Origin of the sequence: Streptomyces sp. NPDC050856 (assembly GCF_040653855.1) — a bacterium.
Classification (GTDB): domain Bacteria; phylum Actinomycetota; class Actinomycetes; order Streptomycetales; family Streptomycetaceae; genus Streptomyces.
In genome coordinates this window covers 18,840-42,324 of record NZ_JBFAGV010000014.1, presented here as the reverse complement: position 1 = coordinate 42,324, position 23,485 = coordinate 18,840, and the positions used below count along the sequence as shown (strand labels likewise).

Genomic DNA, 23,485 nt, shown 5'->3' with positions numbered 1-23,485 from the left:
CTGCGGTCCGACCTCAGATCATGCCGGACGGTCGTCCTCACCGCGCGATGCCCCCGCGAGTTCGGCCAGCCGCCGGTGCTCGGCGGCCCTCTTCTCGTGGATCGCCGCCATGCGCAGGTGGTACGCCGGGTCGTCCTGCTCGTAGATGTCCGGGATACCGCTGAGGTCCTCGTCCCGCTCCTCCTCGGCGAGGAGCGCCTGGTACTTCCGTACGCGCAGCTTCAGCAGCACCCCGGAGAGGACGGCGGCGATGAGCGAACCCATCAGCACCGATGCCTTGACCTCGTCGGTGAGGGCGGCGTCACCGGTGAAGGCCAGCTCCCCGATGAGCAGCGAGACGGTGAAACCGATTCCCGCGAGGGAGGCGACCGCGAAGAGGTCCGCCCAGGCCAGGTCCTCGTTGAGTTCCGCGCGGGTGAAGCGGGCCGCCAGCCAGGTACCGCCGAAGATGCCGACCGTCTTGCCGACCACCAGACCCAGCACCACGCCCAGGGTCTCCGGCTTGGTGAAGACATCGGCCAGCGCGCCGCCGGAGACCGACACACCGGCCGAGAACAGGGCGAACAGCGGCACGGCGAGCCCGGCCGACAGCGGCCGCGCCAGGTGCTCGACGCGCTCGCCCGGGGAGTGGTCCTCGCCGTCGCGCCGGTGGCAGCGCAGCATCAGGCCCATCGCGACACCGGCGATGGTGGCGTGGACGCCGCTGTTGTACATCAGGCCCCAGATCACCAGGGCGAGCGGTATGTACACGTACCAACCGCGCACCCCCTTGCGCAGCAGCAGCCAGAAGACGGCCAGACCGGCGAAGGCGCCGCCGAGCGCAGCGAAGTTCAGGTCGCTGGTGAAGAAGACGGCGATGATCAGGATGGCGAAGAGGTCGTCGACGACGGCGAGCGTGAGCAGGAAGGCGCGCAGCGCGGACGGCAGGGAGGTGCCGATGACGGCGAGTACGGCCAGGGCGAAGGCGATGTCGGTGGCCGTCGGCACGGCCCAGCCGTCCAGCGACCCACCACCCAGAACGTTGACCAGGACGTAGACGAGGGCCGGGGCGATCATGCCGCAGAGCGCGGCGATCACCGGGAGGGCGGCGGCCTTGGGATCACGCAGCTCGCCCGCGACCAGTTCCCGCTTGAGCTCGATACCGGCGACGAAGAAGAAGACGGCCAGCAGGCCGTCGGCGGCCCAGTGCTGGATGGACAGGTCGAGGCCGAGCGAGGCCGGGCCCAGGTGCACCTCGCGTACCGCTTCGTAACTCGCGCGGACAGGGGTGTTCGCCCAGATCAGAGCGGCGATGGCGGCGAGCAGGAGGAGGATGCCGCCGACCGTCTCGGCCCGCAGCGCGTCAGCGACGAAGGTGCGCTCGGGGAGCGAGAGGCGCCCGAGGAACGTGCGGGTGGCGCTGGGGGCGCCGTCCGGGGCGGGGGCGGGGCGCTGGCTGGGGCCGGTCACGGTGTGGACCTCCGGTGGGCTCGGCGGGCATGGCGAAGCACATGCCGACCAGACTTCCCGGCGCACCTTGGTGTTCTTGTCGATCTGTTGATGAGTTCCCTACTGTACCCGGGGCGCGCTCCGACATACCCGCTGGAAAGTCGCAGCACAGACATATCCCTGCCGCATGCGGCGCCGCACCCACGGACAGAGAGGGGCACCCGGCTCATCGGTCACCGGGTGCCCTTCGTCGGCTGCCAGAGCTGTCGCTGTTGCGTCAGTCGTCGCTGGACGCCGACGGCAGCTTGGCCTGGATCAGGTCCATGACGGAAGAGTCCGTCAGTGTGGTGACGTCACCCAGCTGGCGATTCTCCGCGACATCACGCAGCAGGCGGCGCATGATCTTGCCGGAGCGGGTCTTCGGCAGCTCGGCGACCGGCAGGATCCGCCGGGGCTTGGCGATGGGGCCCAGCGTGGCACCCACATGGTCGCGCAGCTCACCCACCAGGGCGTCGTCCTCGCTCGCCGTACCGCGCAGGATCACGAACGCCACGATCGCCTGCCCGGTCGTCTCGTCGGCGGCGCCGACGACGGCCGCCTCGGCCACCTTGGGGTGCGAGACGAGCGCGGACTCCACCTCGGTGGTGGAGATGTTGTGCCCGGAGACGAGCATGACGTCATCGACCCGGCCGAGCAGCCAGATGTCGCCGTCGTCGTCCTTCTTGGCCCCGTCACCGGCGAAGTACCTGCCCGGGAAACGTGACCAGTAGGTGTCGAGGAACCGCTGGTCGTCACCCCAGATCGTGCGCAGCATCGACGGCCACGGCTCGGTGAGGACCAGGTAGCCGCCTCCGCCGTCGGGGACCTCGTTGGCCTCGTCGTCCACCACGGTGGCCGAGATGCCCGGCAGCGGGCGCTGCGCGGAGCCCGGCTTGGTCTCGGTGACACCGGGCAGCGGCGAGATCATCATCGCTCCCGTCTCCGTCTGCCACCAGGTGTCGACGATCGGGCACGTCCCGCCGCCGATGTTCTCCCGGTACCAGATCCATGCCTCGGGGTTGATCGGTTCGCCGACCGACCCGAGGACGCGCAGCGACGACAGGTCGAACTTGGCGGGGATGTCGTCCCCCCACTTCATGAACGTACGGATCGCCGTCGGCGCCGTGTAGAGGATCGTGACGCCGTACTTCTGCACGATCTCCCAGAACCGGCCCTGGTGCGGGGTGTCCGGTGTGCCCTCGTACATGACCTGTGTCGCGCCGTTGGCCAGCGGCCCGTAGACGATGTAGGAGTGGCCCGTCACCCAGCCGATGTCGGCGGTGCACCAGTAGACGTCCGACTCCGGCTTGAGGTCGAAGACCGCGTGGTGCGTGTACGCCGCCTGGGTGAGGTAACCGCCGGAGGTGTGCAGGATGCCCTTGGGCTTACCCGTGGTACCGGAGGTGTAGAGGATGAAGAGCGGATGCTCGGCGTCGAACGCCTCCGGTGTGTGGTCGGTGGACTGGCGGGCGACGACGTCGTCCCACCACACGTCCCGGCCCTCGGTGAAGGCGGTGTCCTGGCCGGTACGGCGGACCACCAGCACATGCTCGACCTGCGGGCACTTGGCGACGGCCTCGTCGATCGCGGGCTTGAGCGCGGTCGGCCTGCCGCGCCGGTAACCGCCGTCGGCGGTGATGACCAGCTTGGCGTCGGCGTCCTGGATACGGGAGGCGACGGCGTCGGCCGAGAAGCCGCCGAAGACGACCGAGTGCGCGGCGCCGATACGGGCGCAGGCCAGCATGGCGACGGCCGCTTCGGGGATCATCGGCAGGTAGACGGCGACCCGGTCGCCCTTTCGCACCCCGAGCTCGGTGAGGGCGTTGGCCGCCTTGGCGACCTCGTCCTTCAGCTCCGCGTAGGTGAGGGCGCGGCTGTCGCCCGGCTCGCCCTCGAAGTGGATGGCGACCCGGTCGCCGTGGCCGGCCTCGACGTGACGGTCCACGCAGTTGTACGCCACGTTGAGCTTGCCGTCGGCGAACCATTTGGCGAAGGGCGGGTTCGACCAGTCAAGGATCTCGGTCGGCTCCACGGCCCAGCTGAGGCGGCGTGCCTGCTCGGCCCAGAATCCCAGCCGGTCGGCCTTGGCCTGCTCGTACGCGGCCGCCGTCACATTGGCGTTCGCGGCCAGCTCGGCGGGTGGTGTGAACCTCCGCTCCTCCTTCAAGAGGTTGGCCAGGCTCTCGTTGCTCACGGCATCTCCCATTCCCAGGGCGTCCGGTGTGTCCCAGCCCATAGCTCATCAGCCGAACGCCCCGGGTGACAAGGGTTTCCGGTGCATTGGTTTAGACCTCTCTTCCCCAGTGGTACTCGGCCGGCCGAATGCCGGGGAGGAGGGTGGCCGGTGGGGTGAGCGGGACGGGGCGGTCATGTGGTCCCTCCTCCCCGGGCGGTGGGGAGAAGGGACCACCACCCCTTCCCACGGCCGGGCCGGGGAAAAGGTTCACCCGCCCGTTCCGGCGCCTCCCGTCCCCGGCGCCTCCCGTCCGTTCCGGCGTCCCGGCGTGCCCCGCCTGTTCCCGTGCGCCCCGCCTGTTCCGGCGTCCCGGCGCGGCAGGCGGCGCGTCAGGCGGGGGCGCGTCCGGCGTGGGCGTCCTCGCGGTCGGTGGGGGTGACCTGTTCGAAGACGTGGTCGGTCTCGTCCGAGTGCGTCAGCAGGTACGCCTGTGCCTCACCGACGTGGAAGTACATCCCGTTCAGCTCCAGCGAGCCCTCGGCGAGCCGCCGGGCCACCGCGTCGTGCGCCTTCAGGTGTTCCAGTTGCTGGACCACATTGGTCAGGCACAACTGTTCCACGGCGTCGGCCGGCAGCCGCCCCGCGATACGTGCCCAGGTGCGGTGCTTGCTCTTCATCCGTTCCAGGCTCGGCCGCCCGTGGCGCAGCCAGCGCCGCAGCGGTGTCTGCGTGCCGTCCGGATGGCCGCTGAGCAGGGCCTGCATCGCCCCGCAACCGGAGTGCCCGCACACGGTGATGCACTGCACCCGCAGCACCTCCACGGCGTACTCGATGGCGGCTGCCACCGAGTCGTCCCCGCTCTCCGCGCCGGGCAGCGGCACCAGATTGCCCACGTTCCGTACGGTGAAGAGGTCGCCCGGCCCGCTCGACGTGATCATGCTGGTGACCAGGCGCGAGTCGGCGCAGGTCAGGAAGAGCTGCGAGGGCTGCTGGCCCTCGCGCGCCAGGCGGGCCAGTTCCTCGCGCACCAGCGGAGCCGTATTGCGCTGGAAGGAGCTGAGTCCGCGGGCAAGCTGGTGCTCGGTCGTCCGCCGGGGGCCGGTGAGCTGGTCGCCGCAGTGGTGGTTGCGCCAGGCGGTCCAGGCCCGGCAGCAGGAGTGCGACCCGGACGCCGGCTCGGCGATGCGGGCCCCGGCGCGGCCGGTCATCTCCACCTGCCCGCCTTGGGCCACATGGGCCATCTGCCAGTCCTGGAGGGTCTCGTAGGCGGCGTGGTCCATGAACGAACCGTCCAGCTCGACCACCGCCTTCGCCCCCTGCGGGACCTGGTGCAGCGCCCGGCTCAGCCGGGGCACCGCGAGGAAGGTCAGCTGGCCGCGCACCCGGATGTGCTCGACGCCGTCCACCTCCTCCCGGGTGATCCGGGTCCTGGTGAGCCGGTGCATGGCGACCCCGGTGGCCATCACGATGCCGAGCGCCACTCCCTCCAGCACCCCCAGGAGCACCACCCCGGTCACGGTGGCCGCGTACACCAGCACCTCACGGTGGCGGGTGACGCTGCGGATGCGGGTGATGCTGACCATCTGGATGCCGATGACCATCACGAGCGCGGCGAGCGCGGGCAGCGGGATGAGGTCCACCACCGGTACGAGCAGGAACGCGGCGAGCGCCACCCACAGGCCGTGCAGCATCGTGGAGTGACGGCTCACGGCGCCCGAGGACACGTTGGCGACGCTGCGCACCGCCACCCCGGCGACGGGCAGACCGCCGAGCGCGCCGGAGACGATGTTCGCGGCCCCCTGCCCGGCGAGCTCCCGGTCGAGGTCGGAACGCGGTACATGGGTCTTGGGGTCCTTGCGGGCGGCCACCAGCTTGTCGACGGCCACGGCGGACAGCAGCGACTGAACGCTGGTGACCAGCGTGATGGTGAGCACGGCGGTGGCGATGCCGAGCACGGGGCCCTCGGGCAGCCCGGGCAGTGCGTGACTGCTCCAGGAGGGCAGGTCCACCCGCGGCACGCTCATTCCGGCGACGATGACCAGGACGGTCGCGGCGGCCACGGCGGCGAGCGCGGCCGGGACCTTCCGCAGGGCCCGTCCGGCGCGGCCGGGCAGCCGCGGCCACAGCAGCAGCACCGCGATGGTGAGGGCGCTCGCCGACAGGCCGGCCAGGTGCGGGTCTGCCAACTGGGAGGGCAGTTCCAGGGTGTTGGCCACGGCTGAGCTCTGCGGGGTGCCGCCCAGCACCACGTGCAGCTGGGCCAGGGCGATGGTGACGCCGATCCCGGCCAGCATGCCGTGCACGATCGCGGGTGACACGGCGAGGGCCGAACGGGCCACCCGGAGCGCCGCCAGGGCGAGTTGGGCGACTCCGGCCATGACGGTGATCGCGCAGGTGGCGCGCCAGCCGAACCTCTGGATGAGCTCGGCCGTGACCAGGGCCAGCCCGGCCGCGGGGCCGCTGACCTGGAGCGGGGAGCCACCGAGCCGGCCGACGACGATGCCGCCGACCGCGGCGGCCACCAGGCCGGCCTGGAGCGGCGCGCCGGTGGCGAGCGCGATGCCGAGCGAGAGCGGCAGCGCGATCAGGAAGACGGCGATCGAGGCGGACAGGTCGGCACCCGCGATCCGGAAGCGTCGGCCACCCGGTGGCGGGCTGTGCGGTAGCTCGAACCGGGAAGTGCCGGACGTCTGGGACGTGCGGCCGGTGCGGGGCGTACGTGCGGGGACGCAGGCAGTCATGGGGGTCCCGTCTCCTCCGGGGCGGCGCGGTCGCGGTACGTGCGGGTCGGACGAACGTGGGGTCGCGGCCGTGGGTCACGGCAAGCAGTGGCGGGATGTGCCAACTCTCAGTAAATGGATCGTAATGCAGAGTAAAGACTGGGGCAGGATTTTCAGGGCAAATGGGGCAGTCTTTCACCCGTTCTGGTGATTAGTCGTTCTGTTACGGCTTGTCATATTTCATCTCATCCGACCGCAATGCGAGTTTGGCGGCGCTCGCACCAGACCCGGACGGAAGAAGAGAAGGGTGGGCCGACGATGGCCGCCACGAAGAGCACGAAAAGCACGGCAAACAGGCGGAACAGGCGTAGCAGGCGTGACAGTCCGAGCAGTCCGAGCAGTTCGGGCGTGACCCGGCGCGCGGTCGGCGCGACAGGCGTCGCGAGCCGTACGAAGCGGCTCGCCATCGGCGCGGTGGCGGCCGGGATCGGCACGGCGCTGCTCGCCGGCCTCGCCGGATGCTCCGACGGGAGCGCCCCCACCCAGGGCGCGCCCGGCCCCAAGAAGCCCGCCGCCCGCCCCAAGAGCGCGGTGCGCCTCATCGGCGACGGCTCGACCGCTTTCACGGGCGCCCAGCCGGGGCTGAGCAGGCCGGAGCGGTTGAAGCCGGGCCAGCGGCCGCCGCAGTTCGTGGTGTTCTCGTGGGACGGCGCCGGGGAGGACAGCCAGAAGCTCTTCTCCCGCTTCCGCCAGGTGGGCAAGAAGTACGGCGCGACGATGACGTACTTCCTCAGTGGCGTCTACCTGCTGCCGGAGAACAAGGCCACGCTCTACGAACCGCCCGGCCACGCGCCCGGCCGCTCCGACATCGGCTTCAACGACACCCAGGGCATCCGGGCCACGGTGCGCGAACTGCGCGGCGCCTGGCAGGAGGGCAACGAGATCGGTACCCACTTCAACGGCCACTTCTGCGGGCCGGAGGCCGGGGTCGGCACCTGGTCGGTGGCGGACTGGAAGAGCGAGATCTCCCAGGCCAAGTCCTTCGTCAAGAACTGGAAGACGAACTCCGGCCTGAAGGGCGAGGAGCCGCTGCCGTTCGACTACGACAAGGAACTCATCGGCGCGCGCACACCCTGCCTGGAGGGCCGGGAGAACTTCGTGCGAGCGGCGAGCGAGCTGGGCTGGCGGTACGACACCAGTGGGGTCAACGACCAGGTCTGGCCGGAGAAGGAGCGCGGTCTGTGGGACCTGTCGCTGCAGATGATCCCCATCCCGGGCCGTTCCTTCGAGACGCTGTCCATGGACTACAACTTCATGGTCAACCAGTCCGGGACCTCCAAGGGCGACCCCTCCATGCACGAGTACTGGGGCGACCAGTTCCGGGACGGCATGCTGCAGGCCTTCGACCGTGCCTACAACGGAAACCGGGCGCCACTGATCATCGGCAACCACTTCGAGTCGTGGAACGGCGGCACGTATATGCGTGCCATTGAGGAAACGATTGCGCAGGTGTGCGTCAAGGACGAGGTGCGGTGTGTGTCCTTCCGGCAGCTCGCCGACTGGCTCGACGCCCAGGACCCGGCCGTCCTGGCCAAGCTGCGCACCCTGAAGGTGGGTCAGGAACCGAAGGCCGGCTGGGCGTCCTTTCTGACGCCTGGGCCGGCCGCCCGCGACGCGTCACCCGCGGTCTCTCCCTCGGTGTCGTCCGCCGCGCTCTCTCACGCCCCCTCCGCCGGACGTCCGCGCGAGGGCTCTCCCGCCGCCCGGCCGGCCGGGTCCCCGGCGCTGTCCGCCACCACCCGGCCGACCGCGCCGCCGGCCTCCCCCGCTGACGCGGCGCCGGAAGACGCCAAGCCGGAGGACGCGAAGCCGGCCGGCGCGTCATCGGTGGTCAGGCGGGCTGAACGGCACTGACCTCCTCACCCAGTACGAAGGCGGGGTCGACCTGGGCCGCCAGGTCGGCGCCCGTCTTCGCATTGCCCCAGCTTTCCGCGTTCTTCAGGTGGAAGTGCACCATCTGGCGGGTGTAGCGCTCCCAGTCGCGGTCGACGTACGAGTCGTCCACCGCGTTGTGCAGAGCCTGCAGCGACATCCTGTTCTCCGCCTCGAGCAGCTCGAAGGCGGCCGGCCGGCCCTTCTCCATCGCCCGCACCCAGTCCGAGTGCCCGACCGTCACCAGCAGGTCGTCACCCACCTCGGCGCGCAGGAAGTCGACGTCGTCCGGTCCCTGCACCTTGTTGCCGACGACCCGCAGCGCGACACCGAAGTCGCGCGCGTACTCCTTGTACTGCCGGTAGACGGAGACGCCCTTGCGCGTCGGCTCAGCCACCAGGAACGTCATGTCGAAGCGGGTGAACATGCCGGACGCGAACGAGTCGGAACCGGCCGTCATGTCGACGACGACGTACTCGTCCGGCCCGTCGACCAAGTGGTTCAGGCACAGCTCGACCGCGCCCACCTTCGAGTGGTAGCAGGCGACGCCCAGGTCCGACTCGGTGAACGGGCCGGTCGCCATCAGCCTGATCTCCCCGTCGTCCAGCCGCACGGTCCGGGCGCAGGCGTCGTAGACGGGGTTGTCCTCGCTGACCCGCAGCAACCGTGACCCCTCCCCGGGTGGGGTCGTCTTGATCATCGTCTCGGTGGAGGCGATCCGCGGATTGGTCCCCCGCAGGTACTCCTTGATCAGCGGCAGATGCGCGCCCATCGCCGGCAGCGCGCCGGCCTGGGCCTCGTCGAGGCCCAGTGCGGCCCCGAGGTGCTGGTTGATGTCGGCGTCCACCGCGACGACGGGAGCCCGGTGCGCGGCGAGGTGTCGGATGAAGAGCGAGGACAGCGTGGTCTTGCCGCTGCCGCCCTTCCCTACGAAAGCGATCTTCATGTTCACCTAGCGTAGTGGGTTGAGTGCGTGGTGTGCCCAAGCGATGGGAGGAACACCACTCGAAGGGGGTGCTCGAGAGGGTCGCGTAGCCTCCTGCCTATGAGTACGAATGCCGCTGACCCGCTGGTCGCCCTGGGGGCGTTGCCCGGGGTGCCCGACGCCGTCGACTCCGTACGCAAGGCCGTCGACCGCGTCTACGGCCACCGCGTGATGCGGCGCCGGAGCAACGAGGTCACTTCCGAGGCCGCTCTGCGCGGCGCGAGGGGCTCGGCGGCGCTGTCCGGCGCCGACTGGGCTCTGGAGGAGGTGCGCCGGCGTACCGACTTCGGTGCTGACCAGGAGGCGCGCACCGTGGGTGCCGCACTGCGCCTGACCGCCGAGGCCGGACAGCTCCTGACGATCTGGCGGCAGTCACCGCTCCGTGTGCTGGCCCGGCTGCACCTGGTCGCGGCGGGGGACTCGGGCGACTCGGTGGGCCGCCCGCGCCGGCACGGTGAGAGCGTCCACGAGCCGCTGATCGAGGCGCCGCTGCCGGACGCCGCCGAGGTCGCGGGACGACTGGACGGCCTGGCCGGCCTGATCATCGCGGGTGGTACGGCACCGGCCCTGGTGACGGCCGCGGTGGTGCACGGCGAGCTGCTCGCCCTGCGGCCGTTCACCTCCTACAGCGGGCTGGTGGCGCGGACCGCCGAGCGCATCGTCCTGATCGGCAGCGGCTTGGACCCCAAGGCGATCTGTCCGGCCGAGGTCGGCCACGCCGAGCAGGGGCGCGCGGCCTATGTCGCGGCATTCGAGGGCTACTTGTCGGGAACGCCCGAGGGGATGGCGCAGTGGATCGCGCACTGCGGTCGCGCGGTCGAGCTCGGGGTGCGGGAGTCCACGGCGGTCTGCGAGGCGCTTCAGCGGGGCGCCGCCTGAGTCGCGGCGCTCGCTTTCCCGGCGATGCTCCGGGCGGGCGGCCGGCAGGCGCAGCCGGCGGATCGGGAAGGCACCCGGCCGGTCCAGGAAGGGGGCCGGTCATCCGGCGCTGGACTGCGGTCCAAGGTCCCGGGCAGGGTTGCGGCGGTACCGAAATCCGGTACCGCCGCTGGCACGTCCGCCGAGTTACCAAGCGTCCTCGAAAGATGCCCATCAGGCCGGGTTCTCTGCCCGTCGCCTGGTGCGGCTGGCCCGTAATCGACGGGTCGACGTCGCGTGGGTGCTCAGCTTCTGTGCTCGGTCCGTGGGGCCGTCTTGCTCAACAGGTAATCCTCTCGGATGTCCAGGTCTCGCGGGCCGTTAAGTCCTTTGTACTACCGTATGCCGGAATGTGAAACCCCTGACGGCACTTCTTTGCGCTTTCGACTAGCGCGGAGCAAAGGACGTTTCTCATGGTGAGTCCTCCTGTCGGGAGCCGGTCCTGAGGTGCGGCTGCGCGCGGCCCGAGTGCCCGGTGCACAGGATCGCCGGGTGGACGCCGTCCGTACGCCCCACTGGGCGGACGGGCTGGGGTGGCCGCCCCGCCACCGGACAGGCGGGTCGACCGGGTGCGGGGCCGCGACGCTCCGCCGGCCCACCGGGTGAGGCGAACCGGCGCGGGGCGAGCGTTCGCCGTGCGGCCCCGGCGATCGCCTTCCGCCGGCCTTCAGGCGCCGGTTGTCCCGTAGGCCGACTGGCGTCGTCTGCTGGCGTACCAGACGAGGCCGGCCGTGGCCGCCGCCGCACCCATGGCTGCTGCCATGACGAGAGCCGGACGGGTCGGCATCCGGAACGTGGGGATGCGCTGCTTCAGCCGGACGGGCCGGTTGAAGATCAGTACTGGCCAGTTGCGCGCCAGCGCCTCGCGGCGGAGCGCGCGGTCCGGGTTGACCGCGTACGGGTGGCCGACCGATTCGAGCATCGGTATGTCCGTGGCCGAGTCGCTGTACGCGTAGCACCGAGTCAGGTCGTAGCCCTCGGATTCGGCGAGCTCGCGGACCGCCTCCGCCTTGGTGGGGCCGTAGGCGTAGTACTCCACTTCCCCGGTGAAACAGCCGTCGTCGCCGACGACCATCCGGGTCGCCACGACCCGGTCGGCGCCAAGGAGCTCACCGATCGGCTCGACCACCTCGGCACCGGAGGTGGAGACGATCACGACATCCCGGCCGGCGGCGTGGTGCTCCTCGATGAGGGAGGCGGCCTCGTCGTAGATGATCGGGTCGATGAGATCGTGCAAGGTCTCGGCGACCAACTCCTGGACCTGCTGGACGTTCCATCCCTTGCAGAGCGCGGAGAGGTACTCCCGCATCCGCTCCATCTGGTCGTGATCGGCACCTCCTGCGAGGAAGACGAACTGGGTGTAGGCGGTACGCAGTACGGCTCGGCGGTTGATCAGGCCGCCTTGGTAGAAGGACTTACTGAAGGTCAGCGTCGATGACTTCGCAATGACCGTCTTGTCCAGGTCGAAGAAGGCTGCTGTGCGCGGCAAGGAGTGGTTTTCCACGAGCCTGAGCATAGGTGCCCGCCATTCGGCGTACGCTCGGGCGTGTGGGTTTGCTTGAGAGGCCTCTCGGGTACACCATGGAAGTCACGGATCGTTCGCGACCGTGCTAACCCGGCCCGGCTCCTCCCCCCCCGAGTCGGCCGGAAAGACGACCCCCGCTCTCCCCCCCGGCGGGGGTCGTCGCATGTCCGGACGCGTTTTCTCCGGTTTCGTACGGTCGGTCTCCCTCATCGGGCCCCCTGTCGGTCACGTCGGCCGGGCTCCTCGACGGCCCTGCTTCGTCACCCACAGTAGCGGAGAAGCTGCGTTGTGGAAGTCCCCGCTATGGGTGATGGAGATATTCACAACCAGTGAGTTGTCCACAGTTTTGCAGCAAGATCCACATTATTTCTGGAAGTCCCGCACCGTGATTCCGGGTCGCGAACTTCAGCGGTCTGCGGGAATCGCGGCTGTCTCAACGCGCTCGGGCAGCCGGAAGGCGGCATGAGTGGCCGAGTGAAGGCCTTGCGCGAAGGGCGACGCGAACTTCGGCGCGAATGACGCGCGGAGTTGTCACGGACAAGACAGAACAGGGGGCGGGGATTGTGGCTGGATCCATCACATCGGACCGGGCGCTGAGCACCGAGGCGCGGCGGGCCGGGCCACTGATCGTCACTGAGGACGAGGAGTTGCTCGACGACCTGCTCCGGCTGTGCGCCGCGGCCGGCGCGTATCCGGAGGTGCACCACTCGGTGCCCGAGCGCGGCGCGAGTTGGGAGACCGCACCGCTGATCCTGGTGGGCGACGACGCGGCCGAGCGGTGCCGGGGGGCCGCGCGCAGGCGAGGTGTCCTGCTCGTCGGCCGGAACCAGGACGACCCGGCCGTATGGCGGCGGGCGGTGGAGATCGGAGCCGACTGCGTGCTTCGGCTGCCCGACGCGGAGAGCTGGCTCGTGGACCGGATCGCCGACGTGGCCGAGGGCGTCGGCCGGCAGGCCGTGACCGTCGGGGTGATCGGCGGTCGCGGTGGGGCAGGAGCGTCGACGCTGGCGTGCGCGCTGGCTGTCACCGCGGCCCGGGACGGCCGGCGCACGATGCTCGTGGACGGCGATCCCTTGGGCGGGGGGCTCGATGTGCTGCTCGGTGGCGAGCAGGCGGAAGGGCTGCGATGGCCGGATTTCGCCGCCTCCAAGGGTCGGGTGGCCGGCGGGGCGCTCGAGGAATCACTGCCCTCGCTGCGCGGCCTGCGAGTGCTGAGCTGGGACCGGGGCGACTCGGTGGCCATCCCCCCGGAGGCGATGCGCTCGGTGCTCGCGGCGGCGCGCAGACGAGGCGGTGCGGTGGTCGTGGACCTGCCGCGCCGGGTTGACGACACCACCGCGGAGGCCCTGGCACAACTTGACCTCGGCCTGTTGGTCGTACCGGGTGAGCTGCGGGCGGTCGCCGCAGCCAAGAGGGTGGCCTCGATGGTCGGCATGGTGCTGCGCGATCTCCGGGTCGTGGTGCGTGGACCGTACGCGGCCGGCGTGGACGAACAGTGGGTGGCGGAGGTGCTGGGGCTGCCGCTCGCCGGGGAGCTGCCGATCGAACCGGGGCTGCTGATGGCACTGGACGACGGCGTACCGCCGGGCGACGGCGCTCGCGGGCCTCTGGGGCGGTTCTGCGCGGCGTTCTGGGAGCGCGCCCTGGCCGGGGAGGGGGCGTCGTGACGGCGGGGATGCTGGAGGCCGTACGGCAGCGGCTGGCGGAGAGCGGGACCGATCCCACACCGGCCGGAGTGGCGGCCGCGCTGCGGGCCCAGGGCCGGTTGCTGGGCGACGCCGAAGTGCTGGGGGCCGCTGAGGAACTGCGGCGTGAGCTGGTGGGCACCGGGCCTTTGGAACGGCTGCTCGCCGACCCGGCGGTGACCGATGTGCTGGTGTCCGCCCCGGACCGGGTGTGGGTGGACCGGGGTGCGGGGCTGGAGTTGTCGGGCGTCGCGTTCTCCGATGCGGCGGCGGTGCGCAGGCTCGCTCAGCGACTCGCGGCGGTGGCGGGCCGGCGGCTGGACGACGCCCGGCCCTGGGTGGACGCCCGGCTACCGGACGGCACCCGCATGCACGCGGTGCTGCCCCCGGTGGCCGTGGGTTCGACCTGCCTGTCACTACGGGTGGTGCGGCCTCGGGCCTTTTCCCTGGCCGAGCTGGTCGAAGCGGGCACGGTGCCGCCGGGTGGCGACCGACTGTTCCGCGCACTGGTGGAAGCCCGCGTCTCGTACCTGGTCAGCGGCGGGACTGGGTCGGGCAAGACCACACTGCTGTCGACCCTGCTCGGGCTGGTGGACGGGCGTGAGCGGATCGTGCTGGCCGAGGACTCCACGGAGCTGCGGCCGGACCACCCCCATGTGGTGCGCCTGGAGGCACGGCCGCCGAACCAGGAGGGCGCGGGGCAGGTGTCTCTCCGGGACCTGGTGCGCCAAGCGCTGCGGATGCGTCCCGACCGCCTGGTGGTGGGCGAGGTGCGCGGAGCCGAGGTGACCGATCTGCTGGCCGCCCTGAACACGGGGCACGAGGGCGGGTGCGGCACGGTGCACGCCAACACGGCCGCGGACGTACCGGCCCGGCTGGAGGCGCTCGGTACGGCCGCGGGGCTGGACCGGGCGGCCCTGCACAGCCAGTTGGCGGCCGGGCTGTCCACGGTGGTGCATCTCGTACGGGACAGGGGCGGGCCGCGGCGGATCGACCAGGTGCATGTGCTGGACCGCGACCGGGACGGACTGGTGGTCACGGTGCCCGCGCTGCGATGGGGGGCGGACGGGTTCCTTCCCGAGCGCGGCTGGGCGCGGCTGCGGTCGCTGATCGGGGGTTCACCGTGGTGACGGGAGAGCCGGCCCACGCGGCGGCCGTGTGCGCGGGCGCCGCCGGCTGGTTGCTGGTGGCACACGGCCCCGGGCCACGGCGGGCCCGGCTGTTGTTCGCGGGCGCGGACACCGGCACCGCCGGGGCGGACGCACCACCCTGGTCGTGGCGGCGGTGGGCGCCGCTGGCCCGTGCGCGCCGGGAGTGGCTGTGCCTGGTGGCGGCGGTTGTCCTCGCCCTGCTCGGTGAGTCGGTGCTCCCCCTGGTGGCGGGCGCCGCCGCGGTCCCGCTGGTCCGCAGGCGCCTGCGAGACAGGGAGCACTCCAGGGATCGTGAACGGCGGGCAGAGGCGGTGATCGAACTGTGCGGGGCCGTGGCGGGCGAGTTGCGGGCGGGGTGGCAGCCCGCGCGGGCGCTCCTCTTCGCCGTCCGCTCCACTGGCGCGCTGGGGGACCACGAAGCGACGGTGCTGGCGGCGGCACGGTTCGGCGGTGATGTCCCGGAGGCCCTGCGCGGTGCGGCGAAGGCGGACGGTGCTGAAGGGCTGGCCGGGCTGGCGGCGTGCTGGCAGGTGGCCGTGGACGGCGGCGCGGGTCTGGCGGCGGGTCTCGACCGGCTGGAGGCGGCGCTTCGGGAGCGCCGGGACCAGCGGGAACGACTTCGGGCGCAACTGGCCGGGGCCTGGGCGACGGTCGTCCTGCTGGCCCTGTTGCCGGTGGTGGGGCTGGCGATGGGGTGGGCACTGGGGGCGGACCCGCTGCGGGTCCTGCTGCACACCCCGGCGGGGCTCGGATGCCTGGTCGTGGGCGGACTGCTGGAGGCCCTGGGCCTGTGGTGGGCCGGGCACGTCGTCCGGGCCGGGGAACAGCCGTGAACGGGGGAGAGCGATGAACGCGGAGTTGGTCAACGGGCTGGGCGTGGGGGTCGCGGTGCTGTCCGGCACCGCGTGGACCGTCTGGTCGGCCCTGGGACGGCGCCGGGCGCGCCGGGTGCGCGGGCGAGCCGCGGTGCTGATCGGTACCGGGTACGGCAGCCGCGGCAGCCGGTGGCCGGAGTACGCGGTGCGGGCGCGGCGCTGGGCGGGTCCGCTGGGTGCCGTCGTCACCGGCTACATCCTGGTCGGCGGAGTCACCGGCGGCCTCCTGGGAGTGGCCGGGGCCTATGGCGTACGCATGTGGCAGCGCCGCCCGAGGCCGTCCTCCGACGACGCGGCGGCGGCCCGTGAGTTGCCCCTGGCCGCGGACCTGCTGGCGGCCTGCCTGACAGCCGGAGCGGGACCGCGTGAGGCGGCCGAGGCCGTCGGGGAGTCCCTGGGCGGCCCGGTCGGACAGCGGCTGGCGCGGACTGCCGGCGAACTGCGACTGGGCGGGGAACCGGCCGAGGCGTGGGACGGGTTCGGCTCCATACCGGGCGCACGGGGACTGGCCCGCTGTCTGGAGAGAGCCGGGCAGTCAGGGGCACCGGCCGCCGACGCGGTCTCCCGGCTGGCAGCCCGGCTACGGGACGAACAGGCCCGGCGGACCGCCGCCCGGGCACACCGGGCGCAGGTGCTGATCACCGCGCCGGTCGGACTCTGCTTCCTGCCCGCGTTCCTGGCGGTCGGGGTGGCGCCGGTGGTGATCGGCCTGGCCGGCCGACTTCTGTGACCGAACGAGAAACCATACGGGGGTTGTGATGCGGAAATGGCTGAAGGCCCGGCTGCGCCGGGCACGCGGGGACGCGGGGATGAACACCGCCGAGTACGCCATGGGAACGATCGCCGCCTGCGCCTTCGCGGCGGTGCTCTACAAGATCGTCACCAGTGGCCGGGTGTCCGCCGCGCTGGAGTCACTGATCGGCAGGGCGCTGGATGCGCAGTTCTGACACGGCGGTCCGCGCCGGCCGGGACCGGGGGTCGGTGACCGCCGAGGCCGCGGTCGCGGTGCCGACGCTGGTGCTGTTCACGATGGCGCTGGTGTGGGCACTGACCGCGGCCGCCGCCCAGATCCAGTGTGTCGACGCGGCAAGGGCGGGGGCACGGGCGGCGGCCCGCTCAGAGCCACGGGGTGCGGCGGTGGCGACGGCACGGTCGGCCGCGCCGGGCGGGGCGCGGGTGTCGGTCGAGCGGGAGGGGGAGCTGTGGCGGGTGCGGGTGGAGGCACCGACGCCGGGGCCGGGCGCGCTGGCGCTGACGTTACGGGCCGAGGCGTCGGCCCTGGCCGAGGACACCGTGGGGGTGGTGCCATGACCGGCTCCGACCGGGGCGCGGCCACCGTGTGGGCGGCGGTGGCGGTGAGTGTGCTCGGTGTTGTCTTCATGGCCGTGCTCGCCATGGGACAGGCGGTGGTGGCCAGGCACCTGGCGGGTGGCGCGGCGGACCTGGCGGCGCTGGCCGCGGCGGACCGGGCCCTGCGGGGTGGCGACCACGCCTGCCGGGCGGCGGCCGAGGTCGCCCGGGCGCAGGGGGCCCAGATGGTGCAGTGCCGGGTACGCGGCGAGATCGCGGAGGTCACCGCCCGCTCCCGCCTCGGCCCGTACGCGCCGGAGGTCAGGGCGCGGGCGGGACCTCCGGCGGCCCTTCCGGGGCTCCCCGCAGCAGTTCCGTGAGGAGGCGTACGGCGCCGCGCTTGTGCAGCGGCTCGTTGCCGTTGCCGCACTTCGGGGACTGGATGCAGGACGGGCAACCCGCCTCGCACTCGCAGGACGCGATCGCCTCACGGGTGGCGGTGAGCCACTCGCGGGCGGTGTGGAACGCACGCTCCGCGAAGCCCGCCCCACCCGGATGGCCGTCGTACACGAAGACCGTCGGCAACAGCGTGTCGGGGTGGAGCGGTACGGACACGCCGCCGATGTCCCAGCGGTCGCAGGTGGCGAAGAGCGGCAGCAGCCCGATGGAGGCGTGCTCGGCGGCGTGCAGGGCGCCGCCCAGTTGCTCCGGGTTCACCCGGGCGGCGTCCAGCTGGTCCTCGGTGACCGTCCACCACACCGCCCGGGTACGCAGGGTGCGCGGCGGCAGGTCGAGCTTGGTCTCGCCGAGCACCTCACCGGTGATCAGACGGCGGCGCAGAAAGGAGACCACCTGGTTGGTGACCTCGACCGAGCCGAAGCACAGGCGGCCGTCGCCCCACGCGATCTCGGTGTCGGTCTCCAGCACGGAGATGGAGGTGGTGTCGCGGGCGGTGGTCGAGTACGGCGGGTCGGCCTGCTCCACGAGGGCGACCGAGTCCTTCAGGTCCAGCCGCTTCACCAGGTAGGTGCGGCCCATGTGGAGGTGGACGGCACCGTCGTGGACGGCGGCGTGGGAGGCCGATTCGTCCACGGTGCCCAGCAGCCGGCCGGTGCCGGACTCGACGATCCGGACAGGGCTGCCGCCACCGCCCCGGATGTCGGTGAGGTCGGCCGCGCGTTCGCGGCGGGTCCAGTACCAGCCGGAGGCGCGCCGGCGCAGCAGCCCGGCGGATTCCAGCTGGGGCAGCAGCTCAGGGGCGGCCGGTCCGAACAGGTGGAGGTCCTCCTCGGTGAGCGGGAGTTCGGCCGCCGCCGCGCACAGATGGGGGGCGAGGACGTAGGGGTTGTCCGGGTCGAGAACCGTGGATTCGACGGGCTGCCGGAACAGTGCCTCCGGGTGGTGGACGAGGAACGTGTCCAGCGGGTCGTCTCGGGCGACGAGGACCGCGAGCGCCCCCTGCCCGGAGCGCCCGGCCCGGCCCGCCTGTTGCCACAGCGAGGCGCGGGTCCCCGGATAGCCGACGATCACGACGGCGTCCAGGCCCGAGACGTCGATGCCCAGCTCCAGGGCGGTGGTCGCGGCCAGCCCCAGCAGGTCCCCGGAGTGCAGGGCACGCTCCAGGGCCCGGCGTTCCTCCGGCAGGTAGCCGCCCCGGTAGGCGGCGACACGCCGTGGCAGTGACCGGTCGACCTGGGCGAGGCGTTCCTGGGCGATGACGGAGATGAGTTCGGCGCCCCGGCGGGAGCGCACGAAGGCGACCGAGCGGACGCCCTGGACGGTGAGGTCGGTGAGGAGGTCGGCGGCCTCGGCCGTGGCGGTGCGCCGTACGGGGGCGCCCTGCTCACCGTGCAGTTCGGTCAGCGGCGGCTCCCACAGCGCGAACAGCAGCTCCCCCCGTGGTGAGGCGTCGTCGGCGACCTCGCTGACGGGCACACCGGTCAGGCGCCCGGCCGCGAGTGCCGGCTGGGCGGAGGTGGCGGAGGCGAGCAGGAAGACGGGATCCGAGCCGTACCGGGCGCAGACGCGGCGCAGCCGGCGGAGCACCTGGGCGACGTGGGAGCCGAAGACCCCCCGGTAGGTGTGGCACTCGTCGATGACGACGTAGCGCAGCGCGCGCAGGAAGGAGGACCAGCGGGGATGTGAGGGGAGTATGCCCCGGTGGAGCATGTCCGGGTTGGTCAGCACGTAGTTGGCGTACTGGCGCACCCACTCCCGCTCCTCGACGGGCGTGTCCCCGTCGTACACGGCGGGCCGGATCCGGGTGCCCAGCGGGGCGGCCAGGGAGGTGACGGCGCGCCGCTGGTCGGCGGCCAGTGCCTTGGTCGGGGCGAGGTACAGGGCGGTGGCCCCGCGCCCGTTGGCGGCCTCCGAGCCGTCCAGCAGCGTGGAGAGCACAGGGGCCAGGTAGGCCAGGGACTTGCCGGAGGCCGTGCCGGTGGCGATGACGACCGACTCGCCGTCCAGGGCGTACTCGGCGGCCGTCGCCTGGTGGGCCCAGGGGTGCTCGATGCCGGCGTCCCGAATGGCGTTGATCACTTCGGGGCGGATGCGGTCGGGCCAGAGGGCATGCCGACCCGCTCTCGGGGGCAGGTGCTCCGTATGAGTGATGCGCGCAGCCCGGTTCGCCCCCGCGGTGAGCCGGTCGAGGACCGTGCCGGGAGAGGGGCGGACACCCCCGTTCTCGGGCGGTCGACTGGGGCGGTGATTCTTGGCCATCGGCACCGAGTGTGTCACTGGCATGACGGACAATGCCCCCAAGGCGTCGTGCATGGCTGCTGGTAAGTGATTGAATGCCATCGCGGCTGGCGATCCGTCCCCTGGCTCCGTTGGGGAGACCCAAGGGGGCGACCGCTCGATAGCAAGGTGCTGGAGGATCCGTGGACCTGTCCCTGTCGACTCGCAATGTGTCCGGCCCTGGTGGCGACCGTACGGTCGTCGAGGTCGGTGGCGAGATTGATGTGTATACCGCGCCCAAGCTGCGCGAGCAGTTGGTCGAGTTGGTGAATGACGGCAGCTACCACCTGGTCGTCGACATGGAGGGTGTGGACTTCCTCGACTCGACCGGTCTGGGTGTGCTGGTGGGCGGCCTGAAGCGCGTGCGCGCGCATGAGGGCTCACTGCGCCTGGTCTGCAACCAGGAGCGCATTCTCAAGATCTTCAGGATCACTGGCCTGACCAAGGTGTTCCCCATTCACACCACGGTCGACGAGGCCGTGGCGGCGACCGACTGAGACCCGGTCGCCGCTGAGGTTCCGGCCGTGACCGAGTACCGGTTCCGGCCGGGGCCCGGTCGTGGCGGTCGTGGCCGAAGCCCGATCGCGGCCGGTGCCTTCCGGGACCGCGCTCCGGCGGGGGCCTGAGCCGGTCGCGGCCGGACGGCCGTCCCGGTCCGGTCCGGTCGAGCTTCCGGAGGAAGACAGGGGTGCCGGGCGTCCAGCCCGGTCCTCTGAGGTGCACGCTCGTATGTCCGAGGGGGACCGCATGGCCACCGTTGAACTCCGCTTCAGTGCCCAGCCCGAGCACGTCAGGACGGCCCGTCTGGTGGCGGCTGCCGTGGCGCGCCGGGCCGGGGTCGACGAAGCGGTGCTGGACGAGGTCAGGCTCGCCGTCGGTGAGGCGTGCTCCCGCGCGGTCGGGCTGCATCGCAGCAACGGCGTCACCTCCCCGGTACGGGTCGTGCTGACCGAGGAGGAGAAGACCTTCTCCATCGAAGTCGGCGACGAGGTGCCGGGCGCCGGTGTCGCGGCGGCCGATGCCGCGGGGGTGCCAGGAGCGCGCAGCGCCGCGCCGGCTGAGGATTTCGACGACGCGGAGGGCGAGGACGAGATGGGCCTGGCGGTCATCGCCGGCCTCGTGGACGACGTCGAGGTGTCGGCCGGGGAGCGGGGCGGCGTCATCCGGATGACCTGGCCGACGGGCATCGCCACCACGCTGCCCTGACCGGTGGGCGCGCCTGCGGCCGGCGACCCGTCGGGGCCCTGCCGAGATCCGTGAAGACCCCTGCTGAGCAGGGGTCTTTTCTCTGTTCCGGACCAGTCATACGCTGTAACCGCATCGGCCGGCGAGGCGTTCACAAGGCGTGGATCAAGCTTTCGAGAGCTGTTTCGTTACTGCTTTCGAGTGGTTTTCCGACACCGATCATTTGCTGACCGGGATACGAAGGTCAATTCTGTTCTACGGCGCCCTGTTTTGATTGGGTTCCGCTCCCTACAATCCGTCCACGTCTTGAGCTCTGACGTCAAGGAGGACGAATGGCGGGGCTCTACGAAACAGAACTGTCCGATCCTTCCACTTCTCTCGCGGCCGCGGTTCTCACCGATGAGAACCGGGTCATTGTGATCGTCATCGCGGCCGTGGCGCTGGCCGCCCTGGTCGTCGCCCAACTGCTGGTACGCCAGGTACTGGCGGCGGGCGAGGGCACCGATGCCATGAAGAAGATCGCGGCCGCCGTGCAGGAAGGCGCGAATGCCTACCTGGCGAGGCAGCTGCGGACACTGGCCGTCTTCGCCGTCGTCGTGTTCTTCCTGCTCATGCTGCTGCCCGCCGACGACTGGTCGCAGCGCGTCGGGCGCTCCCTGTTCTTCCTGGTGGGCGCCCTTTTCTCGGCGGTCACCGGATACGTCGGGATGCGGTTGGCCGTACGCGCCAATGTGCGGGTGGCGGCAGCAGCCCGCGAAGCGACCCCGGCTGCGGGTGAACCGGAAAAGGATCTGACGGCCGTGTCGCACAAGGCCACGAAGATCGCTTTCCGTACCGGCGGCGTGGTCGGCATGTTCACCGTCGGGCTCGGTCTGCTCGGCGCCTCCTGCGTGGTCCTCGTGTACGCGGCCGACGCGCCCAAGGTGCTGGAGGGCTTCGGCCTCGGGGCCGCGCTCATCGCCATGTTCATGCGTGTCGGCGGCGGCATCTTCACCAAGGCCGCGGACGTCGGAGCCGACCTCGTCGGCAAGGTCGAACAGGGCATCCCCGAGGACGACCCGCGCAACGCCGCCACCATCGCCGACAACGTCGGTGACAACGTCGGTGACTGCGCCGGCATGGCCGCGGACCTGTTCGAGTCGTACGCCGTGACGCTCGTCGCGGCGCTCATCCTCGGCAAGGCCGCGTTCGGGGACCTCGGACTGGCCTTCCCCCTGATCGTCCCGGCGATCGGCGTGGTCACCGCGATGATCGGTATCTTCGCGGTCGCCCCGCGGCGCGCCGACCGCAGCGGGATGACCGCCATCAACCGCGGGTTCTTCATCTCCGCGATCGTCTCGCTCGTCCTGGTGGCGGTGGCGGTCTTCCTCTACCTCCCGTCTTCGTTCGCCGCCCTGGAGGGTGTGACCGAGACCGCCATCCGCACGCACGGCGGGGACCCGCGCGTTCTGGCACTGGTGGCCGTCGCCATCGGCATCGTGCTCGCCGCGCTGATCCAGCAGCTGACCGGGTACTTCACCGAGACCACCCGGCGCCCGGTGCGGGACATCGGCAAGTCCTCACTCACCGGCCCGGCCACGGTCGTGCTCGCGGGCATCTCCGTCGGCCTGGAGTCCGCCGTCTACACCGCGATGCTGATCGGGCTGTCGGTGTACGGGGCGTTCCTGCTGGGCGGCACGTCGATCACCCTGGCGTTGTTCGCGGTGGCGCTGGCCGGCACGGGCCTGCTCACCACCGTCGGGGTCATCGTCGCCATGGACACCTTCGGGCCCGTCTCGGACAACGCGCAGGGCATCGCCGAGATGTCGGGCGACGTCCAGGGAGCCGGCGCCCAGGTCCTCACCGACCTCGACGCGGTGGGCAACACCACCAAGGCCATCACCAAGGGCATCGCCATCGCCACCGCCGTGCTCGCGGCGGCCGCGCTCTTCGGCTCCTACCGGGACGCGATCGCCACGGCGGTCCGGGACGTGGGCGCCAGGGCCGCCGACATGAACCTGAGCATGGACATCTCGCAGCCCAACAACCTGGTGGGGCTGATCGTCGGGGCGGCGGTCGTCTTCCTCTTCTCCGGGCTGGCGATCAACGCGGTGTCCCGGTCGGCCGGAGCGGTGGTCTACGAGGTGCGGCGGCAGTTCCGCGAGCACCCCGGGATCATGAACTACACCGAGAAGCCGGAGTACGGCCGCGTAGTCGACATCTGTACCAAGGACGCGCTGCGCGAGCTGGCCACACCCGGCCTGCTCGCGGTGCTGGCCCCGATCGCGGTCGGATTCACGCTCGGCGTCGGCGCCCTCGGCTCGTTCCTGGCGGGTGCCATCGGCACCGGCACCCTGATGGCGGTGTTCCTCGCCAACTCCGGTGGCGCCTGGGACAACGCCAAGAAACTCGTCGAGGACGGCCACCACGGTGGCAAGGGCAGCGAGGCGCACGCCGCGACCGTCATCGGTGACACCGTCGGCGACCCCTTCAAGGACACCGCCGGTCCGGCGATCAACCCACTGCTGAAGGTGATGAACCTGGTGGCACTGCTGATCGCGCCGGCGGTCGTGCAGTTCAGTTACGGCGTGGACGCCAGCGCGGGCGTGCGGGCAGCGATTGCGGTCCTCGCCATCGCCGTCATCGTCGGCGCGGTGTACGTCTCCAAACGGCGTTCCGTGTCCATGGGCGAGGAGGACGACAACTCGCCCGACCCGACGGCCAGCAGGGCGACCGTCTCGTAACACCCGGTCAGGTGAGCGGCGGGCGGGACGCCTTGACGCTCCGTCCGCCGCTTCCGTCCCGGCCGTGAGCCTTGTCTCTCTTGGTGCAAATGGCTGCAAAAGCGCATGGAAGGGGCG

Annotated in this window: 18 protein-coding genes; 12 read left to right on the top strand and 6 right to left on the bottom strand. The window is 71.5% G+C overall.

Annotated features, from left to right (window positions below; translation table 11 throughout):
- Positions 1-18: 18 nt before the first annotated feature.
- The 3 genes from nhaA to AB0H53_RS15355 form a co-directional block, all read right to left on the bottom strand.
- Positions 19-1,449 carry a Na+/H+ antiporter NhaA gene (gene nhaA / locus AB0H53_RS15365; protein ID WP_362112176.1) on the bottom strand — a complete coding sequence of 477 codons (1,431 nt, stop codon included), beginning with the start codon at positions 1,447-1,449 and terminating at the stop codon, positions 19-21.
- A gap of 256 nt (positions 1,450-1,705) precedes the next feature.
- Positions 1,706-3,661 (bottom strand): acetate--CoA ligase, encoded by a 1,956-nt coding sequence (acs, locus tag AB0H53_RS15360; protein WP_362112173.1) that lies wholly within the window; start codon positions 3,659-3,661, stop codon positions 1,706-1,708.
- A gap of 371 nt (positions 3,662-4,032) precedes the next feature.
- Positions 4,033-6,384 (bottom strand): bifunctional SulP family inorganic anion transporter/carbonic anhydrase, encoded by a 2,352-nt coding sequence (locus AB0H53_RS15355; protein WP_362112170.1) that lies wholly within the window; start codon positions 6,382-6,384, stop codon positions 4,033-4,035.
- Positions 6,385-6,771: 387 nt separating this feature from the next.
- Here AB0H53_RS15355 and AB0H53_RS15350 point away from each other — a divergent pair, with 387 nt between their 5' ends.
- Complete coding sequence (locus AB0H53_RS15350) at positions 6,772-8,277, top strand: hypothetical protein (protein ID WP_362112167.1); 1,506 nt, start codon at positions 6,772-6,774, stop codon at positions 8,275-8,277.
- Here AB0H53_RS15350 and AB0H53_RS15345 read toward each other — a convergent pair.
- Positions 8,255-9,241, bottom strand: coding sequence for an ATP-binding protein (locus AB0H53_RS15345; protein ID WP_362112164.1), 987 nt, complete (start codon positions 9,239-9,241; stop codon positions 8,255-8,257). The two genes, AB0H53_RS15350 and AB0H53_RS15345, sit on opposite strands and share 23 nt — an antisense overlap.
- 99 nt (positions 9,242-9,340) lie before the next feature.
- On the opposite strand from AB0H53_RS15345, the gene AB0H53_RS15340 reads away from it, so the two are divergent.
- Positions 9,341-10,159, top strand: coding sequence for an oxidoreductase (locus tag AB0H53_RS15340; protein ID WP_362112161.1), 819 nt, complete (start codon positions 9,341-9,343; stop codon positions 10,157-10,159).
- A 706-nt stretch (positions 10,160-10,865) separates the two neighbouring features.
- On the opposite strand, the gene AB0H53_RS15335 is transcribed toward AB0H53_RS15340, so the two are convergent.
- Positions 10,866-11,714, bottom strand: a complete 849-nt coding sequence (locus AB0H53_RS15335) for an HAD-IB family hydrolase (RefSeq protein WP_362112158.1) — start codon at positions 11,712-11,714, stop codon at positions 10,866-10,868.
- A 572-nt stretch (positions 11,715-12,286) separates the two neighbouring features.
- Here AB0H53_RS15335 and ssd point away from each other — a divergent pair.
- Genes ssd through AB0H53_RS15300 form a run of 7 tightly spaced genes read left to right on the top strand, consistent with a single transcriptional unit; the run spans position 12,287 to position 17,104 of the window.
- A complete protein-coding gene (ssd, locus tag AB0H53_RS15330; protein ID WP_362112155.1) occupies positions 12,287-13,390 on the top strand; it encodes a septum site-determining protein Ssd in 1,104 nt (367 codons plus the stop codon).
- Entirely contained in the window at positions 13,387-14,538 is a 1,152-nt protein-coding gene (locus AB0H53_RS15325) for a TadA family conjugal transfer-associated ATPase (RefSeq protein ID WP_362112152.1), read from the top strand. Before ssd ends, AB0H53_RS15325 begins: the two co-directional genes overlap by 4 nt.
- The gene (locus tag AB0H53_RS15320; RefSeq protein WP_362112149.1) at positions 14,532-15,392 is read left to right on the top strand and encodes a type II secretion system F family protein; all 861 of its coding nucleotides are present in this window, start codon (positions 14,532-14,534) and stop codon (positions 15,390-15,392) included. The genes AB0H53_RS15325 and AB0H53_RS15320 overlap by 7 nt, the downstream gene beginning before the upstream one ends.
- A 13-nt stretch (positions 15,393-15,405) precedes the next feature.
- Positions 15,406-16,164: a type II secretion system F family protein gene (locus tag AB0H53_RS15315; protein WP_362112146.1), complete on the top strand. Its 759-nt coding sequence runs from the start codon at positions 15,406-15,408 to the stop codon at positions 16,162-16,164.
- A 28-nt stretch (positions 16,165-16,192) separates the two neighbouring features.
- A complete protein-coding gene (locus tag AB0H53_RS15310) occupies positions 16,193-16,381 on the top strand; it encodes a DUF4244 domain-containing protein (RefSeq protein WP_362112142.1) in 189 nt (62 codons plus the stop codon).
- Positions 16,368-16,745, top strand: coding sequence for a TadE family type IV pilus minor pilin (locus AB0H53_RS15305; protein ID WP_362112139.1), 378 nt, complete (start codon positions 16,368-16,370; stop codon positions 16,743-16,745). The genes AB0H53_RS15310 and AB0H53_RS15305 overlap by 14 nt, the downstream gene beginning before the upstream one ends.
- A complete protein-coding gene (locus AB0H53_RS15300; protein ID WP_362112136.1) occupies positions 16,742-17,104 on the top strand; it encodes an Rv3654c family TadE-like protein in 363 nt (120 codons plus the stop codon). Before AB0H53_RS15305 ends, AB0H53_RS15300 begins: the two co-directional genes overlap by 4 nt.
- On the opposite strand, the gene AB0H53_RS15295 is transcribed toward AB0H53_RS15300, so the two are convergent.
- On the bottom strand, positions 17,046-19,523 hold the full coding sequence (locus tag AB0H53_RS15295) for a DEAD/DEAH box helicase (RefSeq protein WP_362112133.1): 2,478 nt from the start codon (positions 19,521-19,523) through the stop codon (positions 17,046-17,048). The two genes, AB0H53_RS15300 and AB0H53_RS15295, sit on opposite strands and share 59 nt — an antisense overlap.
- Before the next feature lie 80 nt (positions 19,524-19,603).
- Between AB0H53_RS15295 and AB0H53_RS15290 the strand changes: the two genes are divergently transcribed.
- The 3 genes from AB0H53_RS15290 (at position 19,604) to AB0H53_RS15280 (ending at position 23,368) form a co-directional block, all read left to right on the top strand.
- A complete protein-coding gene (locus AB0H53_RS15290; protein WP_003967428.1) occupies positions 19,604-19,957 on the top strand; it encodes an STAS domain-containing protein in 354 nt (117 codons plus the stop codon).
- 250 nt (positions 19,958-20,207) lie between these two features.
- A complete protein-coding gene (locus AB0H53_RS15285; RefSeq protein ID WP_362112130.1) occupies positions 20,208-20,666 on the top strand; it encodes an ATP-binding protein in 459 nt (152 codons plus the stop codon).
- Positions 20,667-20,977: 311 nt separating this feature from the next.
- Positions 20,978-23,368, top strand: coding sequence for a sodium-translocating pyrophosphatase (locus AB0H53_RS15280; RefSeq protein WP_362112127.1), 2,391 nt, complete (start codon positions 20,978-20,980; stop codon positions 23,366-23,368).
- The last annotated feature ends 117 nt before the right edge of the window (positions 23,369-23,485 follow it).